Annotated in this window: 7 protein-coding genes; all 7 read right to left on the reverse strand. The window is 68.1% G+C overall.

Going from position 1 to position 17,860, the window contains the following annotated elements; all coding sequences use genetic code 11:
* Positions 1-7: 7 nt before the first annotated feature.
* Entirely contained in the window at positions 8-3,829 is a 3,822-nt protein-coding gene (gene putA, locus AT699_RS19325) for a trifunctional transcriptional regulator/proline dehydrogenase/L-glutamate gamma-semialdehyde dehydrogenase (RefSeq protein ID WP_024069528.1), read from the reverse strand.
* A gap of 168 nt (positions 3,830-3,997) precedes the next feature.
* Complete coding sequence (locus AT699_RS19330; protein WP_006383983.1) at positions 3,998-4,690, reverse strand: PqiC family protein; 693 nt, start codon at positions 4,688-4,690, stop codon at positions 3,998-4,000.
* Positions 4,691-4,694: 4 nt separating this feature from the next.
* Positions 4,695-6,359 carry a PqiB family protein gene (locus AT699_RS19335; RefSeq protein ID WP_020928439.1) on the reverse strand — a complete coding sequence of 555 codons (1,665 nt, stop codon included), beginning with the start codon at positions 6,357-6,359 and terminating at the stop codon, positions 4,695-4,697.
* A gap of 56 nt (positions 6,360-6,415) precedes the next feature.
* Complete coding sequence (locus tag AT699_RS19340) at positions 6,416-7,732, reverse strand: paraquat-inducible protein A (RefSeq protein ID WP_006383985.1); 1,317 nt, start codon at positions 7,730-7,732, stop codon at positions 6,416-6,418.
* 271 nt (positions 7,733-8,003) lie between these two features.
* The gene (clpA, locus tag AT699_RS19345; protein ID WP_024069529.1) at positions 8,004-10,313 is read right to left on the reverse strand and encodes an ATP-dependent Clp protease ATP-binding subunit ClpA; all 2,310 of its coding nucleotides are present in this window, start codon (positions 10,311-10,313) and stop codon (positions 8,004-8,006) included.
* A gap of 55 nt (positions 10,314-10,368) precedes the next feature.
* Positions 10,369-12,591: a penicillin-binding protein 1C gene (pbpC, locus tag AT699_RS19350; protein WP_024069530.1), complete on the reverse strand. Its 2,223-nt coding sequence runs from the start codon at positions 12,589-12,591 to the stop codon at positions 10,369-10,371.
* Positions 12,588-17,732, reverse strand: coding sequence for an alpha-2-macroglobulin family protein (locus tag AT699_RS19355; protein ID WP_232254283.1), 5,145 nt, complete (start codon positions 17,730-17,732; stop codon positions 12,588-12,590). The genes pbpC and AT699_RS19355 overlap by 4 nt, the downstream gene beginning before the upstream one ends.
* Positions 17,733-17,860 lie beyond the last annotated feature (128 nt).

Here is a 17,860-nt window from a genome sequence, read left to right on the forward strand (position 1 = left end):
GTCACGCTCAGCCGATGGTCATGAGGCTGGCGTTGCCGCCGGCCGCGGCCGTATTGACGCTGATGGAACGTTCGGTAAGCAGGCGTTCCGGCACATACGCGGCGCCGGCCGCCAACGCGTCCGAGGTCAGCCCATGCACCGCCAGGATCGCGCCCGGACGCTGCGCGATGCGCTGGTTCAGGGCGCGCAGCGTGTCGCCGTCGCCCTCGAACAGCACCGCGTGGTAGTCGGCCTGGTCGACCTCGGCATCGGCCAGGATACCCGCCTGGCCCTGCTGCTCGGCATCCAGCGTGGCCAGCAGCGCCTGCGCCGCCGGCGTGTCGGCGAACCAGGCGTGGTTGCCCGTCAGGCGCGCCGCGGCCCACTGGGCGCGCGCGCCGGCCTCGGTGGCCGCCACGCAGTAGACCGCGCCGCGCGGTTCCACCATATAGGTGTTGGTCTCGCCCGTGGGACCCGGCAGCGCGATGCGCTGCGGCAGCGGCGCCGCCGCGTCCAGCGCCGGCGGCAGGCCCTCGGGCCGCGTGCCCAGCAGGCGGTACATATACAGCGGGCCGCCGGCCTTGGGGCCGGTGCCCGACAGGCACTCGCCGCCAAAGGGCTGCACCCCGACCACCGCGCCGACGATGTTGCGGTTGACGTAGACGTTGCCGGCATGGACCTGGCCGGTCACGTGGGCAATGGTTTCGTCGATGCGGGTGTGCACGCCGAAGGTCAGGCCGTAGCCGGTGCCATTGATGGCGTCCAGCAACGCGTCCAGCTCATCGCGGGCGTAGCGCACCACGTGCAGCACCGGGCCGAACACTTCGCGCGTCAGTTCGCTGATGTGGTCGATCTCGATGATGGTGGGCGCCACGAAGGTGCCGTGGCGGCATTCGCCGTTCAGCTCGACCTGGTCCACCCGGTGGCCGGCCGTGCGCATCGCGTCGATGTGGCGCTGGATGCCGTTGCGCGCCTCGGTGTCGATGACCGGGCCGACGTCGACCGACAGGCGGTCCGGGTTGCCCACGCTCAGTTCGCGCATCGCGCCGCGCAGCATGGTCAGGACGTGATCGGCGTTGTCTTCCTGCACGCATAGCACGCGCAGCGCGGAACAGCGCTGGCCGGCCGAATCGAAGGCCGAGCTGAGCACGTCGAATACCACCTGCTCGGACAGCGCCGACGAATCCACCACCATGGCGTTCTGGCCGCCGGTCTCGGCGATCAGCGGAATGGTATGGCCGTCGTCGTCCAGCCGATCGGCCAGCGTGCGCGCGATGATGCGCGCCACGTCGGTCGAGCCGGTGAACATCACGCCACGCACGCCGGGGCTGGCCACCAGTTGCGCGCCCACGGTCTCGCCACGGCCGGGCAACAGTTGCACCGCGCCGGCCGGCACGCCGGCGGCGCGCAGGATCGCCACCGCCTGCGCCGCGATCAGCGGCGTCTGCTCGGCGGGCTTGGCCAGCACGGTGTTGCCGGCGGCCAGCGCGGCCGCGACCTGGCCGGTGAAGATGGCCAGCGGGAAATTCCAGGGGCTGATGCACAGCACCGTGCCCAGCGGGCGGTGCGTGTCGTTGCTGAATTCGCGGTCGGCCTGGTCGGCGTAGTAGCGCAGGAAGTCCACCGCCTCGCGCACTTCGGCGATGGCGTTGGGCAGCGACTTGCCGGCCTCGCGCACGATCAGGCCCAGCAGGGTCTGCATCTGCTCTTCCAGCAGTTGCGCGGCGCGGCGCAGGCATTGCGCGCGCTCGGCCACCGGGGTCGACTGCCAGATGGGCGCGGCATTGGCCGCGGCGCGCAGGGCGGCCTCGGCTTCTTCGCCATTGGCCTCGATGACATGGCCGACCACGTCGCGCAGGTTGGCGGGGTTGCGCACCTCGATGGCGCGCGCCGCGTCCCAGGCGCCGTCGCCCTCGCCCAGCATGGGCGCGGCGCGCCAGGGCGTGGCGGCGCTGGCCAGCAGCGCGGCCGACAGCGAGCCCAGGCGGTGTTCGTTGCTCAGGTCCAGGCCGGCGGAGTTGGCGCGCGCGCCCTGTTGCGGATTGCCGTAAAGCTCGCGCGGCAACGGAATCTTCTCGTGCGGCGCGCCCAGCGGCACGATGCGCGAGGCGGCCTCGACCGGGTCGGCCACCAGGGTCTCGACCGGAATGCTCTCGTCGCCGATCAGATTGACGAACGAGGTATTGGCGCCGTTTTCCAGCAGGCGGCGCACCAGGTAGGCCAGCAGCGTTTCGTGCGTGCCGACCGGGGCGTAGATGCGGCACGGACGGTTCAGCTTGCCCTGGGCCAGCGGCCCGACCACCTCGTCATACAGCGGTTCGCCCATGCCGTGCAGGCATTGGAATTCATACTGGCCCGGGTAGTAGTTCTGGCCGGCCAGCTGGTAGATCGCCGACAGCGTGTAGGCGTTGTGGGTGGCGAACTGCGGATACACGGCTTCCGGCGCGCCCAGCAGCTTGCGGGCGCAGGCCAGGTAGGCCACGTCGGTGTAGACCTTGCGGGTGTAGACCGGATAGCCCTCCAGGCCATCGACCTGGGCGCGCTTGATCTCGCTGTCCCAGTAGGCGCCCTTGACCAGGCGCACCATCACGCGATGACGGCTGCGGCGCGCCAGGTCGATGACGTAGTCGATGACGAACGGCGCGCGCTTCTGGTAGGCCTGGATCACGAAGCCGATGCCATTCCAGCCTTCCAGCTCGGGCGTGAAGCACAGCGCCTCCAGCAGATCCAGCGAGATTTCCAGGCGGTCGGCTTCTTCGGCATCGATGTTCAGGCCGATGTCGTAGCTGCGCGCCAGGATGGTCAGCGCCTTCACGCGCGGCAGCAGCTCGGCCATGACGCGTTCGCGCTGGGCGCGCGAATAGCGCGGGTGCAGCGCCGACAGCTTGATGGAGATGCCGGGGCCTTCATAGATGCCGCGGCCGGCGGCGGCCTTGCCGATGGCGTGGATGGCCTGCTCGTACGAAGCGTAATAGCGCTCGGCGTCCTCGGCCGTGGTGGCCGCTTCGCCCAGCATGTCGTACGAATAGCGGAAGCCGCGGCCTTCCATCTTGCGGTTGTTGGCCAGCGCCTCGGAAATGGTCTGGCCCGACACGAATTGCTCGCCCATCATGCGCATGGCGATGTTCACGCCCTTGCGCACCAGCGGCTCGCCGCCCTTGCCGATCAGGCGCGTCAGCGCCTTGGACAGCGACTGCTCGCTGCTCACGGCCACCAGCTTGCCGGTGATCATCAGGCCCCAGGTGGCGGCGTTGACGAACAGCGACTGCGAACCGCCCATGTGCGATTTCCAGTCGCCGCGCGAGACCTTGTCGCGGATCAGCGCATCGCGCGTGGCGCGGTCGGGAATGCGCAGCAGCGCCTCGGCCAGGCACATCAGCGCCACGCCCTCCTGGCTGGACAGCGAGAATTCCTGGATCAGTCCCTCGACGCCGCCGCCGCTGCGCTTGCCGCGCAGCTTCTTGACCAGGTCGGTGGCCATCGCATGCACTTTTTCCAGGTTCGGCATGCGTGCCTGGCCCAGCAACAGCGGCACGCACTCGGGCTCGGGCCGGCGATAGGCCGCCGTGATGGCCGCGCGCAGCACCGATTGCGGCTGCACGTCCTGGCCGAACTCGTAGAACGGCGGCGTGGCGGCGGCCTGGTGCTCACCGCCGTCTTCATCGCCTCCCTCGTCGCCGCCCAGGTGGGACATCTCGGCCGGCAGGTGGCCACGCTCGATCTTGTCCAGGTAGGCGAGAATCGCCTGCTTGTGCAGCCAGTGCGGCGTGCAATTGAGTTTTTGCGCGGCGGCCTTCAGGCGGTCGCGCAGCGCGTCATCGACCTTGACGCCGAGGGTGGTGCTGGCCATAAGAGATTGCTTCCTGTCGCATGGCAGAGGTCACACCGGGCACGCAAAGGGGCCCGGCATCGGTAGGACCGTATGCTAGTCAGGTTGCAACCTGGTTTGTATTAAGGTTAACCCTAGGGGTTAACCGTTTGAGATCACGGCAGGTTTTGGCGCTCTGCCCGTCCCCGTTTATGACTTGTCCGCATCGGGCAGCGGCGAGCAGCCCAGCATCTGTACCGCGCCGCCGCTATCCGGCGTCTGCCCGCGCATGGCGGACGCCATGGCGCCCGCCAGCGCGGCCACCGCGCGCTGCTGCGCGGCGACCAGCGCCGGTATGCCGGCCTGCGTCACGGTTTCGGTGACGACGCTGCGGCACAGCAGACCCTGGCCCTTGAGGTTTACCGGCCGCACCCGCCAGGTTGCGTCCAGTTGCGCCATGCTGCCCGACACCAGGTCAAACCGCTGCACGTCGGTCTGGACCCGCCACACCGGCGCGGCGGGACCGGGCTTGACCACCTGCACGTCCAGCGCGCCCAGGTCGTGCTTGAGCGCGTCGGACAGCGCGCCGCGGATCTCGTCACCCAAGGGCGAACTCCAGCGCTCGGAATACATCGCCGCCACGCTGCCGTCGCCCGTGCGCACCATCAATTGCGGCTGATCCGCCTGCGACGCGACGTTGACACCCTGCACTTCCAGCAGGAACGGCGCGGCTGCGCGGGGCACGGCCGGGGGCTTCGGCGCCGGCCCTTGCAGCGTGTAGTAATGCACGGGCGGCGATGAGGCGCAGGCGGCCAGCAGCAGCGGCAGGGCCAGCAACGCCAGGCCGCGGCCAAACGCGCCGGAACGGGAAGTCGGGAAGGGGCGGAAACGGAGTCGGGTCATGGGTTCAGTTCCTGACGGGGCCGGCGCCGGGGATCGGGTCCTGGCCGCGGCCGCGCAGCAGCGATTCGGGATTCGATTGCAGGAAGTCGGCCAGCGCCCGCAGCGAACGGGCGGCGCGGCTCAATTCCTGCATGGCCTTCTCGGCGTTGACCGGCAGCGAGGCATCCGAGGCCAGCAGCGCATTGAGGTTGGCCATGGAGTCGCGCGCCTGCTTGAGCACGCCCTGGGCCTCGGGCGCGACCTGCTTGTCCAGGCGGTTCATCAGCTTGGAGGTGCTGGCCAGCGTGGTGCGCAGGTCCTCGCCGATCTTGTCGAACGGAATCTTGTCGATCTTGGCGACGATGTTGCTGACCTGCTGCTGCAATTGGTCGAGCTGGCCCGGCACGGTCGGGATCATGGCCGGCGTGGTCATCTTGAATTCCACCGGCTTGACGTTGGGGAACTCGTCCAGCACCACGTACAGCTGGCCGGTCAGCAGGTTGGCGGTACGCAACTGGGCGCGCAGGCCATGCTTGATCATGATGCCCAGCAGGCGTCCGCCGGCCTCGTCGCCGTCCTTGATGGCGTGCTCGCGCACCTCGTCGTAGACCCGGCCCAGGCGTTCCGGATACAGCGTGGCGTCCACCAGCGCGAAGAAGCGCTTGCTGACGGGATCGAAATCCATGTTGATCTGGGTGACGTTGCCCAGCGTGATGCCCGAGAAGTCGATCGCCGCGCCCACCGCCAGACCGCGGATCGACTGATCAAAGCGCATGCGGATCGGGAAGGCTTCGCCGTCCGGGTTGGCCTTGGCCGCCGCCTCCGTGGCATACAGCTCGAAGTGCGTATCGGCCGCCGCCGGCGTGTTGGCGTCGCGCGCGCTGTAGACCGGCTCGAACGCCACGCCGCCCACCGCCATCGACACCAGCGACTGGGTGCGGACCTTCAGGCCTTCGGCGTTGACGCTGAAGTCCACGCCGCTGGCGTTCCAGAAACGGGTGCCATTGGTCACGAACTTGTCGTTGGGCGCGTCGACGAATACCTCGACATTGACGGCATTGCCGGTCTTGTCGAGTTCGTAGCCGATCACGCGGCCCACGTTGATGCGGCGGAAATACACCGGCGAACCGATGTCCAGCGACCCCAGGTCCGCCGCCTTGAGCTTGAAGCGCTTGCCGGCGCGGTCATGCGTCACGGCGGGCGGGGTTTCCAGGCCGACGAAATGCAACTTGGTCGCCTTCTTGGACGAGTCCTTGCCCTCGACCGCATCGACGCCGATGTAGGCGCCGGACAACAAGGTGCCCAGGCCCGACACGCCGCTGACGTCCAGGCGCGGGCGCACCACCCAGAAGTTGGTGCCCTCGCGCGCCAGATCGGCCACATCCTTGGACAGCTCGGCCTGCACCACCACCTTGCTGCGATCGGCGTTGAAACCGATGGACCTGACGGTGCCGACGTTCACGTCCTTGTAGCGCAGCTGGGTCTTGCCGACTTCCAGCCCCTCGGCCGTATTGAATTCGATCGACAGGTCGGGGCCGGCCTGCATCCAGGTGCGCACCACCAGCGACAGGCCCATCAGCGCCGCAACGACGGGCACCAGCCAGATCCATGAAATCCGGCTCTTGCGCTTGCGCGAGATCGTGGGTGACGCGTACTTCCCTTCACCAGATCCAGGTGCTTGGTCGGACATCGGTTTTTCCTTTTCTTCTTGAACAACGCCAGGCGGCAGACAGCGCCGCGCCGGACTCAGCCCGCTTCCACGCCAGCGGACGCCGGGCGCCGGCCCGCTGCCGGCTCCGTGGCGTCCAACTCACTTACCGCTTCCAGGTCCCAACTGCGGCGCAGGTCGAAGCTCATGGCTGACAGCATGGTCAGGATGACCACCACGCCGAAGGCCGCGGCGCCCGCGCCGGCACTGATTTCCATCAGGCCCTGGAAATCGGCCAGGGCCGCCAGCAGGATCACGACGAACACGTCCAGCATCGACCATTGGCCGATGAATTCGACCATCTGGTACAGCCGCGTGCGCGGGCGCAGGTTGGTGGTGCTGCGCCACTGCTCGGTCAACAATAACAGGATCAGCGCCAGCAACTTGGTCAGCGGCACCGCCACGCTGGCGATGAAGACGATCAGCGCGATGTCCCAGGAGCCCATGTCCCACAGTTCCACCACGCCGCCCAGGATGGTGTGGGCGCTGTCGCCCAGCACCGAACTGACTTTCATCACCGGCAGCACGTTGGCGGGAATATAGAACACCACGGCCGCCAGCAACAGGGCCCAGGTGCGATTCAGGTGATCAGGCTTGCGGTAATGGACCACGGCGTGGCAACGCACGCAGTGGTGTTCTTCCTCGGGATCGGCGTCGCGCGGCACGGCCTGCACCTGGCCACAGACATGACAGCCTGTCAGCACCACGTCGGGGCCGGCCTCGGGCACGTGCACCGGCACCACGCCCTCGCTTTCGGCGTAGCGCCACAGCACGTGCGGCGTCAGGCGGCCCAGCATGGTCAGGAAGATGGTGAGCACGCCAAAGGCGAACAGGCCGATGCCGGGCGAAACGGCCGCCATGCCGGCCAGCTTGACCACCGCCACCAGCACGCCGAGCAGGAACACCGGCACCATGCACCATGGCCGCAACAGGCCCAGCAATCGCATCGCGCCTCGGAACGCCGCCGGCTCGACGCCGCGCGACAGCGGGCCCAGCACCCACAACAACACCGCCAGCTGGACCAGCGGCAGCACGAAGCCCGCCAGCCCGGTCATGACGGCCACGGTGTAATGCCCCTGGCGCCAGGTGATGTCGATGGCATCGAGCAGCGAGGCCTGCTGCACCATGCCCTGCACCGACATCGAGGCGACCGGATAGGCATTGGCCACGCCGAAGATGATCAGCGCGGCGATGGCAAGCGCCAGCCAATTGGACAAAGTAAGCCCGCTGTAGCGCCACAGGGTGGCACCGCAGCGGGCGCAATTGGCGGTCTCGCCAGGTTCGAGCTGATGTCGGCGATAGATGCTTGCGCAGTGCTCGCACTCGATCAGCGGCTGGCTCTCCGCGGTCGTCATAGGCAGGGCCTGCTCCCCCTAAAAGAAGCCTCGCACAGGCCTGTAATCGGCTGCCAGGCTAGGCGTGATCGCCGCCGCGTGGCTCCGCCACGCAAGGTGAGCGCAACGACGCCTGGCAGCCGATTACAGGCCTGCCCGAAGGGTGAGTACCCAAATGAGCGCCTCTCAGCGTTGCGAATGCTCGCCGGGGGGCCGCCACGACTGCGCTTCGCGCCTTGATAGTCACTCATTTGGGTACTCATGCGAGGCTTCTTTTAGGGGGAGCAGGCCCTCATTCGACGAGTTCGACTTCCTGCTTGTCCGGGGCGGCCGACGGCGGCTTGCCGTGGTCGTCGAAGTCCAGCGTGACCTTGCCGGCCTCGTCCAGGTCCACCGTGACGGTGCCGCCATCGACCAGCTTGCCGAACAGCAGCTCGTCGGCCAGCGCGCGCCGGATGGTGTCCTGGATCAGGCGCTGCATCGGCCTGGCGCCCATCAGCGGGTCGAAGCCTTCCTTGGCCAGGTGCTCGCGCAGGGCCGTGGTGAACACGGCTTCGACGCGGCGCTCGTGCAACTGGTCTTCGAGCTGCATCAGGAACTTGTCGACCACGCGCAGGATGATCTCGCGATCCAGCGGCGCGAACGGGATGATCGCATCCAGCCGGTTGCGGAACTCGGGCGTGAACATGCGGCGGATTTCCGCCATTTCGTCGCCCACCACACGCGAATTGGCGAAGCCGATGGACGGACGGTTCAAGGTCTCGGCGCCCGCGTTGGTCGTCATGATGAGGATGACGTTGCGGAAGTCCGCCTTGCGGCCGTTGTTGTCCGTCAGCGTGCCATGGTCCATGACCTGCAGCAGGATGTTGAAGACGTCCGGGTGGGCCTTTTCGATTTCATCGAGCAGCAGCACGCAATGCGGCTGCTTGGTGATGGCCTCGGTCAGCAAGCCCCCCTGGTCGAAACCGACGTATCCCGGCGGCGCGCCGATCAGGCGCGACACCGCATGGCGTTCCATGTACTCGGACATGTCGAAGCGCAGCAGCTCCACGCCCAGCGTGAAGGCCAGCTGGCGCGCGACTTCGGTCTTGCCGACGCCGGTGGGGCCGGAGAACAGGAAGGCGCCGATCGGCTTTTCCGGCTTGCCCAGGCCCGAGCGCGCCATCTTGATGGCGGCGGACAAGGCCTCGATGGCGTTGTCCTGGCCGAACACGACGGTCTTGAGGTCGCGGTCGAGCGTGGCGAGCTTGCTGCGGTCGTCGTTGGAAACCGACTGCGGCGGAATGCGCGCGATCTTGGAAACGATGTTCTCGATGTCGACCTTGCCGATCACCTTCTTCTGGCGCGAACGCGGCAACAGGCGCTGCGCGGCGCCGGCCTCGTCGATCACGTCGATGGCCTTGTCGGGCAGGTGGCGGTCGTTGATGAAGCGCGCCGACAGCTCGGCGGCGGCCGACAGCGCCGCGGCCGAATAGCGCACGTTGTGGTGTTCCTCGAAGCGGCTCTTCAGGCCGCGCAGGATCTGCACGGTCTGCTCGACGCTGGGCTCGGCCACGTCGATCTTCTGGAAGCGGCGCGACAGCGCGTGGTCTTTCTCGAAGACACCGCGGTATTCGGTGTACGTGGTGGCGCCGATGCACTTGAGCTGACCCGAGGACAGGGCCGGCTTGAGCAGGTTGGACGCGTCCAGCGTGCCGCCCGACGCCGAGCCGGCGCCGATCAGCGTGTGGATTTCGTCGATGAACAGGATGGCGTCGGGATTGCCGCGGATCTGCTTGAGCACGCCCTTCAGGCGTTGCTCGAAATCGCCGCGGTACTTGGTGCCCGCCAGCAGCGCGCCCATGTCCAGCGCGAACACTTGCGCGGCCTGCAGGATCTCGGGAACCTCGCCGCGCGTGATGCGCCAGGCCAGGCCCTCGGCGATGGCGGTCTTGCCCACGCCGGCCTCGCCGACCAGCAGCGGGTTGTTCTTGCGGCGGCGGCACAACACCTGGATCACGCGCTCGACTTCGTGCTCGCGCCCGATCAGCGGGTCGATGCGCCCGGCCAACGCCGCGGCGTTCAGGTCGGTCGCATACTGGTCCAGCGGCGACTGGCGCGATTCGCCCTGTTCTTCACCATTGGTTTGCTGCTCTTTCTGCACGGCGGCGGACTCCACCTGTGGCTGTTTGGTAATGCCATGCGACAGGAAATTCACCACGTCCAGCCGCGTCACGCCCTGCTGTTGCAGGTAGTACACGGCGTGCGAATCCTTTTCGCCGAAAATGGCCACGAGCACGTTCGCGCCGGTGACCGGCTTCTTGCCGGTGCCGCCCGCGGACACGTGCATGATCGCGCGCTGGATGACGCGCTGGAAACCCAGCGTGGGCTGGGTGTCGACTTCCGCGCCGCTGGGGATCACCGGCGTGTTTTCCGAAACGAACTGACGCAGGTTGCGGCGCAGGTCATCCAGGTTGGCGGCGCAGGCGCGCAACACTTCGACGGCGGAAGCGTTATCGAGCAGCGCGAGCAACAGGTGCTCGACGGTAATAAATTCGTGCCGGGCCGAACGGGCCTCGACAAAAGCCATATGCAGGCTGACTTCAAGCTCTTGGGAAATCACGCTTCCTCCGTAACGCATCGAAGCGGGCAAATACACGATTCATATTCTATGCCGATCAGGGCGTAACGCCAGCGATTTCAAAAACCACGCTGTCATGACGGCCTTGCGCGTCCATGACGGTAAGCGTATACCGTCCGTCCCGCGTCAGCACCAGATTAAACGGACGACCCGACGCGGCATGACCCACCACGCGACCATCGAGCATCCACCAAACTTCGCCTTCGGCGCCCTGCACATCCACATCCACCGCCACCTGCGCGCTGCCAGGCACCGGCCGCAATACCGACCCGGTGGCCACGCCCCCCAGGCGCAACGGCCCTTGGGTGGCATCGGCATAGCCGGCGAACGACGGCGGCACCGTGTCATTCAAGGCCCAGGCCGCGCGCTGCTCGGGGCATTCGCCCGACGGCACGCTGCCCAGCCGGTAACCCAGCGGCCAGCAGGTCACGACCGGCTGCACCGTGGCGGGCCGCACGCGCACGTGCTGGGCGCCTTCCGGCAGGGCCGCCACGATATCCTGTAGTAGCGGCGCCGCCACATTCGCCCCGAAAAATCCGGGGTTGGGGGTGCCGTCCGGCCGGCCTACCCACACGCCGATCGTCCAGCTGTCGGTCACACCGACCGCCCAGGCATCCCGGAATCCGAAACTCGTCCCGGTTTTCCAGGCCAGTTGCCGCGCCGGGCTGCCCGACTGATAAAAGGGCCGGTCCGGGTGGCCGCCGCCTTCCAGGATGTCACGCACAATCCAGGCCGCGCCAGCACTCATCATACGGGACTCGACCCGGGGCTGCTCCGGCCGCAGGCGCGCGCGCCCGGAAATGCCGCCACGGGCCAGGGCCCGATAAGCGCCCACCAGTTCTTCCAATGTGGTGCCGCCCCCGCCCAAAATCAAGCTCAGATTCGGTTCGGCCCCGGCTGGCAAACGTAACCAGACCCCGCCCGTCAGCATAACCGACGCAAAGCGGGTCGGCCCGACGCGGTCCAGCAGGTCCACCGCCGGCACGTTGAGCGAGCGCTGCAGCGCCTGCGCCACGCTGACCGGCCCCGAGAACGACGCCTGGAAATTGCCCGGCGCGTAGCCGCCAAACGACAGCGGCGCATCGATCAGCAGGCTTTCCGAGTGGATCAGGCCGTCGTCCAGCGCCTGGGCGTACAGGAACGGCTTGAGCGTCGAGCCGGGCGAGCGCACGCCGCGCACCATATCCACGTGGGCGTAGCGGGAATCATCGGAAAAATCGGCGGAACCGGCGTAGGCCTTGACCTCCAGCGTGTCGTTGTCCATTACCAGCACCGCCATCGAAACCTTGGGCGGCAGGTTGTCGACGCGGTCCAGCAGCATGCGCTCGACCGCGGCCTGCATGTCGGCGTCCAGCGTCGAGGTCAGCAGCGGCGGACGGCTGCCGGGACGGCGCGAACCCGCCTGCGGCCGGCCGGCCTCCTGCAACAGGCGCTGCGCCGCCAGCGGCGCCAGCCAGCGGGCCCGCAGCGGCGGCGCCACCACCTGCTCGATCTTGGCGTCGGCGACCTCGGCCGGCGTCCAGCGGCCAAGCTCCACCATGCGGTCCAGGACCTTGTCGCGCGCCGCCTGCGCGGCCTGGGGATGGCGGTCCGGCCGCAGCCGCGACGGGGCCTGCGGCAAGGCGGTCAGCATGGCGGCCTCGGCCGGGCTGAGATCGCGCGCCGGCTTGCCCAGCCACAGGCGCGAGCCCATTTCCACGCCCTCGACAATGCCGCCCATGGGCGCGTGGGTCAGGTACAGCGACAGGATCTCGTCCTTGCTGTAGTGCATTTCCAATTGCACCGCGCGCCAGGCCTGGCGCAGCTTGGCGCTCATCGAGCGCGACGGTTTGCCGGCCAGTTGCGGGTCGATCAGGCGCGCCACCTGCATCGTCAGGGTCGAACCGCCCGAAACGATGCGGCGGTTGGTGGCCCATTGCCAGCCGGCGCGCGCCAGCGACACCGGGTTGACGCCGGGGTGCCAGTAGAACCAGCGGTCCTCGTAGGTCAGCAGCGTATCGAGGTAGTGCGGCGACACCTGGTCAGGCTTGACCGGGTAGCGCCAGATGCCGTCGCGGCTGGGATAGTTGCGCAGCGGCGTGCCGTCGGCGGCGACCACCACGGCCGCGCCGCCGGAGTCGATGGTCGGCAAGGGATAGAGGCGGTCGAGCACGAATAACAACGCGGCCAGCGCTGACAACACGCTGGCCACGAAGAGTCCGCGCCGCCGCCAGCGGCGGGCGCGCGAGGCGCCCGCCGGCGGGGTGGCGGCGGTGTTCAAGGACGCTGCTTGGCGCTGCGATCGCGGATCTCGACCGTGCTCCATTGCTCGCCTACGCCACGGATCTCGGGCCGGTACATGTCTTCGGCCACGGTCGACGGCACCGCGTAGCGGCCCGGCGTCACGACCCGCACCAGGTAGAACACGTCCACCTTGCCGCGACCCAGCGAAACCGCCGCAACATAACGATCATCGCGGAATTCGCGGTGCTTGATGTTGGGGTCGGCCATTGCGTCGGCCACGCGGCGCCCGCCGATGCTCCAGTCCTGCATTTCGGGGCTTTGCGACAGGTTCAGGTTCTCGACCTCGAAGCCGGCGGGCACGCGGTCCACCAGCAGGCCATCCGGGATGTTCTGGTTGGCGCTGGCCTGGACCCACACCACCAGCATGTCGCCGGTCTGCAGCGTGCCGCCATCCCACGGCTTGCCGTCCGGACGGTACCAGCCGCGCTTGAGCTGGATCACGTCGTTGCGCGGCGCGGGCACCGTGGTCGGGCTGCCCTGGATGTCGTACTCGATGAAGAGCGACTGGCTGCCGGTGTTGAGCAACTGCGTGCCGGCCAGCTCGGCCGCGCTCAGCGACACGGTGCGGTCGGACCTGCCGCCTTCCAGCTCCTTACGCACGCCGTTGACGGTCAGCGCGGCCTGCCACGGGGTCGACTTGTCGCCGCCGGCGGCGCGCGCGGCCAGCAGCAGGGCCATCTGTTCCTGCGTCGACAGGTACGAACGGTTGCCCATGCGCGCGGCCAGTTGCGTCATCAGGTTCTCGACGCGGTCATGGCGCAGCTCGTACTGGTTGGCCAGCGCGTACGCCAGCGCGTAGTCGCGCACGGCGCTGCCGTAGTCGCCGAGCCAGTCGTCGTAGTAGCTGTTGGCGCGGCGGGTGATGCCGTATTCGCGCGTCATGGCCAGGTCGAGCGCGCTCTTCATGCGCCCTTCGTCGCCCATCAGCTTGAACGCGGCGGCCAGCTGGATCAGGGGCAGCGGCGAACGCGCGCGGTCCTGGTAGTTGTCGAACAGCTGGCGAACCGTCGACAGCGGCGCCTTCTTGTCACGCGCCAGCGCCAGGGCGGCCGTGGCCAGGCCGGCGAAGCGGCGATGGTCTTCGCGCAGCACGCTCAGCCCGCTGCTGTCCAGGCGGCCCGACTCGAAGTCGCGCTTCAGGTTGGCCGACCAGGTGCCGAACGAACCGCTGCTCTGCTGCACCTGCTCCAGCAGCCACTGGCGCGAACGGTCCAGCGAGGCCTCGGGGATGGTGAAGCCCTTGTCGCGCGCATCCTGCAGGAAGCCCACGGCGTAGGCCGTCAGCCACACGTCGCGCGCCGAAGAACTGCTCCACAGATTGTAGGAGCCGACGGCGTTGCGCATGCCGGACAGGCGGCCGATGGCGCCAGCCACCTTGGCTTCGCGCTCGGCCTGGGTGCGCGGCTTGAGGCCGAACTGCTTGGCCGCTTCTTCGTCGATCAGCACCCACGGCAGGGTCGCGCTGATGGTCTGCTCGGTGCAACCATAGGGGTAGTTGAGCAGGCCTTCGACCACGCGGTTGACGTTGATCGGCGGACGGTTCGAGACCGTCATGCTGACCGTGGTGGAGTCCGGATAGTAGGACGCCACCCACGACGCCTGCGGCGTGTTCGACTCGCCCGGGTTCAGGCGCAGGCGGCGCACCTGGCGCTCGGCCGCGTAGGCCGGCTGCACCTGCAGCACTGATTCGCGCACGATGTGGATCGGCTTGGCGCCGCCCTGCCCGTCCACGGTCAGGCGCATCAGGCCCAGGCCATACGAGCCGGTGGTGCTGGCGGTGAAGCGCAGCGTGGTGCGTTGCTTGTCCTTGAGCGTCACGGTGCGGGTGCCGTCGACGATGCCGACCGGATCCAGCGCTTCCAGCTTGACCGTCACCTTCTGGTCGGAGCCGCTCAGGTTGGTCACGTCCAGCGCGATGGCGGCCTGGTCGCCCGGGGTGATGAAGCGCGGCGTGTTCAGCTCGGCCACGATCGGCGCCGCCACCACCATTTCGGCGTCGGTGCTGCCGTAGTTGTCGGCGGTGAACGCGACGGCCATCAGGCGCAGCGTGCCGTTGAAGTCGGGCAGGTCCAGCGGGATGTCGGCCTCGCCCTTGTCGTTGAGCTTGACCGGACCCGAGAACAGGTCGACCAGCTTGACCTTCTTGGGCAGGCTCTTGCTGTCGCCGCGCATGGCGGCGTCGCCGCCCCACTTCAGCTTGCCCTTGGTGCCGTCCATCTTCTCGATCAGCTTGCCGTACATGTCCAGCAGTTCGGGCGCGTAGCGGTGCTTGCCGAAGAAGAAGTCCAGCGGATCGGGCGTGCGGTACTGGTTGATGTTGAGGATGCCGACGTCGACCGCCGACAGCGTCACCATGGCCTGCTTGCCCTGCGCGCCATCGACCTTCACGCGGACCGTGGTCTTGGTCTCGGGTTCGGTCTTGGCGGCGGCGCTCAGCTTGACGTCGAGCTTGCGGTCGGCGCTGGCGATCGGCAGGAACGTCAGGCCCAGCGCGCGCGCCGGCGTCACGCGGTCGCCTTCGCTGCCGGGGCGGAACACCGCCGCGGCCACGTACAGGTCATGGCGCTTCCAGCTCTTGTCGATCGGGATTTCCACTTGCGTGCCGGTCGCCTTCACGGCCACCCAGGTCGACCACAGCATGCGGTCGCCTTCGACGGTGATCAGGGCCTGGCCGTCGTGCGGCGGCGTCAGGGTCAGCTTGACGCTGTCGCCCGGCTTGGCGGGCACGCCTTCCAGCTTCATCTGGACGCGATCGGGGCGGTTGCCCATGGCGTCGGCGTCCTGGGCGTCCCAGCCCGCGTAGAAGCGGTAGCGCAGGGTTTCGCCGGTCTCGGGATCGGCGATTTCCAGGCGGTAGCGGCCCCACTTGACCGGCACCGTGAACTGGCTGCGGTCCTTCAGCGCGATCTCGCGCGAGTCCAGCAGTTCCTCGGTTTCGGTGTAGCCGCTGTTCCAGCCGCGCTGGTCGTCGAAGCGCCAGTAGTACTGGCGTTCCTCGCGGTACAGGCGCATCTGGGCCTGCGCCAGCGGCGCGATCTTGCCCTGCGCGTCCACGCGCAGCACTTCGAAGGCGGCCGGGGCGCCTTCGCGCGCGACATCGCTGTCGAACTGCGGACGCACGGCAATCAGCTTGTCGGCGGGCCAGACGCTGCGCTCGATCGAGCGCACCACCGGGCGGCCGCCCGATTCCAGCAGGCTGGCCGAAACCCGCACTTTCATCGGCGAATGGGTGCCTTCGGTGCGCGGTTCGACCTCCAGTTGCGCGGCGCCGGTCGAATCCAGCGCCGCTTCCGGCAGTTCCTCGAAATGGCGGCGGGAATCATCGTCCACGTCGCCGAAAATGAAGCCGGGCCATTGCTGCGGCAACGCGTAGCGGTCGCGCTTGACCTGGAAGCTGGACAGCAGGCGGTTGCCGGCGGCCGGCGCGCCATACAGATAGTCGCCCTGCACGTCGACGGTCAGGGTGTCGTCCGGCGACAACACGTCCTGGTCGGAGGTCAGCGCCATCTTCATGCGTTCGGGCAGGAATTCCTCGACCTGGAACTTCCAAGAGGCATCCGGCGCGCGCGAAGCGGGATCAACGCGCAATTCCAGCATCCAGGCGCCGGTCTGGGCGTCCGGCGGCAGATCGATGGCGCGTTCGACGTAGCCCTGCAGGTCCTTGGCGGGCTGCCACAGATTGGTCGAGACCACGCGGCCGTCGGGGCGCTTGAGGGTCGCTGTCAGCGGCGACGGCGGCATCACGCGGCCGTCGAGGTCGCGCGGCAGCACCGACACGTGGAAGGTTTCACCGGGGCGATAGAGGTTGCGGCCGGCGTAGACGAACAGGTTGTTGGGGCGGGAAATGTGGCCGCCGGTATCGAATTCGGACAGGTCCAGCGCCGGTTCGGCCAGCGCCAGCACGGTCATTTCCTTGTCGCGCGAGGCGCGGATGACGCGGGCGTTGGTGAAGCTGCCGTCAAAGCGCACGTGGCCCTGGCCGTCGGCCTGGGCCTTGGCCAGCACCTTGCCGGCGCCGTCCACCAGTTCGAACAGCGCGCCGGAGATCGCCTGGCCGCTCTTGAGCGACACCGAGTAGGCCTCGATGCGATCGCTGTAGCGGCGCGCGTGCAGGCCGATGTCGCTGACATAAAAATAGGTGACCTGGTACTCATAGCGGAAACGGCCGGGCTGGCTCATCACCGCGACGTAGATGCCGGGTTCCTGCAATTCCTTGATGCCTTCGACCGGCAGGAAGGTGACGTGGCGGCGGTTCGGCTTGTCGTCCGTCAGGAAGCGGCCCTGGTAGACGCTGGTGGTCAGCGTGTTCAGGCGGTCCAGGTCCCAGTTGCTGACCGAGCCCTTCAGGCTGCGGTTGCCGGCATAGCGCCAATCGTCTTCGTCGTAGCCGCCGGATTCCTCTTCATCCGACGAGGCCGTGCTGCGGCCGATGCCCAGCACCGACTCGAACAGTTCCGGCACGCGCTCGGGCGCGACGCGCAGGAATTGCACGTCGACTTCGGGCATGTTGACGGTCGCCACCGGCAGGCCGCCGTTCTGGCCGGCCGGCAGCACCACGCCGCGGCTGGCGAAATAGAACGAAGGCGGCATGGCGTCGGTCACCACGTCGCAGTGCGAGCCCGTGGCCAGCGCAACCTTGTCGCCCTGGCCCGGCAGGCCCGCGCGCACCGAAACCGAATACGAGCGTTGCGGCTGGACGTAGGGGAAATACACCATGCGCGGATTGGAGCCGACCACCCAGTTGCCCTGGACGATCTTGCCCTTGGGCGCGGCGTCGCCCGGCTGGACGGAGCTCGGCTGCTGGCCGTTGGCGCTGCGCTCGGTGTCCTGGTCGGGTTTGCCCGAGGCGGCGCCCGTGTCGGTGACCTGCAGGAACTTGCTCAGGTCGGCCTTGGCCTCGACCGACTGCGTGAAGGTGACCGCCAGCGCCAGCGAATCGTTGTACTGGCGCGGCTGGCAATTGAGCACCGCGAAGGCGTCGGCAGTGCCAACCGTGGCCGTGGCCGGCAGGGCCTCGGGCTTGGCGGCGCCGCCCGTCGCGGCGGGCGCGGCCGTGGTCGCCGCCGGCGTAGCCGTCTGCGGCGTTGCGGGCGCGGACGGTTGGCCGCCCTTGCCCATCCACCATCCCACGCCGATGGCGCCGGCCACCACGATCGCGCCGGCTACCGCCAGCCAGGTCTTGCTGTTCTTTCCACTCACGGCAAACCTCCCCGCCTACTCGAATGCAATGCTCCTTTGCGGCGGAG

The sequence above is a fragment of the Achromobacter xylosoxidans genome (genome assembly GCF_001457475.1).
GTDB classification, from domain to species: domain Bacteria; phylum Pseudomonadota; class Gammaproteobacteria; order Burkholderiales; family Burkholderiaceae_B; genus Achromobacter; species Achromobacter xylosoxidans.

What these genes read in the sequence shown, in the direction of transcription:
- putA (WP_024069528.1), bottom strand. Translation starts at nt 3,829, where the DNA reads ATGGCCAGCACCACCCTCGGCGTCAAGGTCGATGACGCGCTGCGCGAC.
- AT699_RS19340 (WP_006383985.1), bottom strand. Translation starts at nt 7,732, where the DNA reads ATGACGACCGCGGAGAGCCAGCCGCTGATCGAGTGCGAGCACTGCGCA.
- AT699_RS19335 (WP_020928439.1), bottom strand. Translation starts at nt 6,359, where the DNA reads ATGTCCGACCAAGCACCTGGATCTGGTGAAGGGAAGTACGCGTCACCC.
- AT699_RS19355 (WP_232254283.1), bottom strand. Translation starts at nt 17,732, where the DNA reads ATGGGCAAGGGCGGCCAACCGTCCGCGCCCGCAACGCCGCAGACGGCT.
- AT699_RS19330 (WP_006383983.1), bottom strand. Translation starts at nt 4,690, where the DNA reads ATGACCCGACTCCGTTTCCGCCCCTTCCCGACTTCCCGTTCCGGCGCG.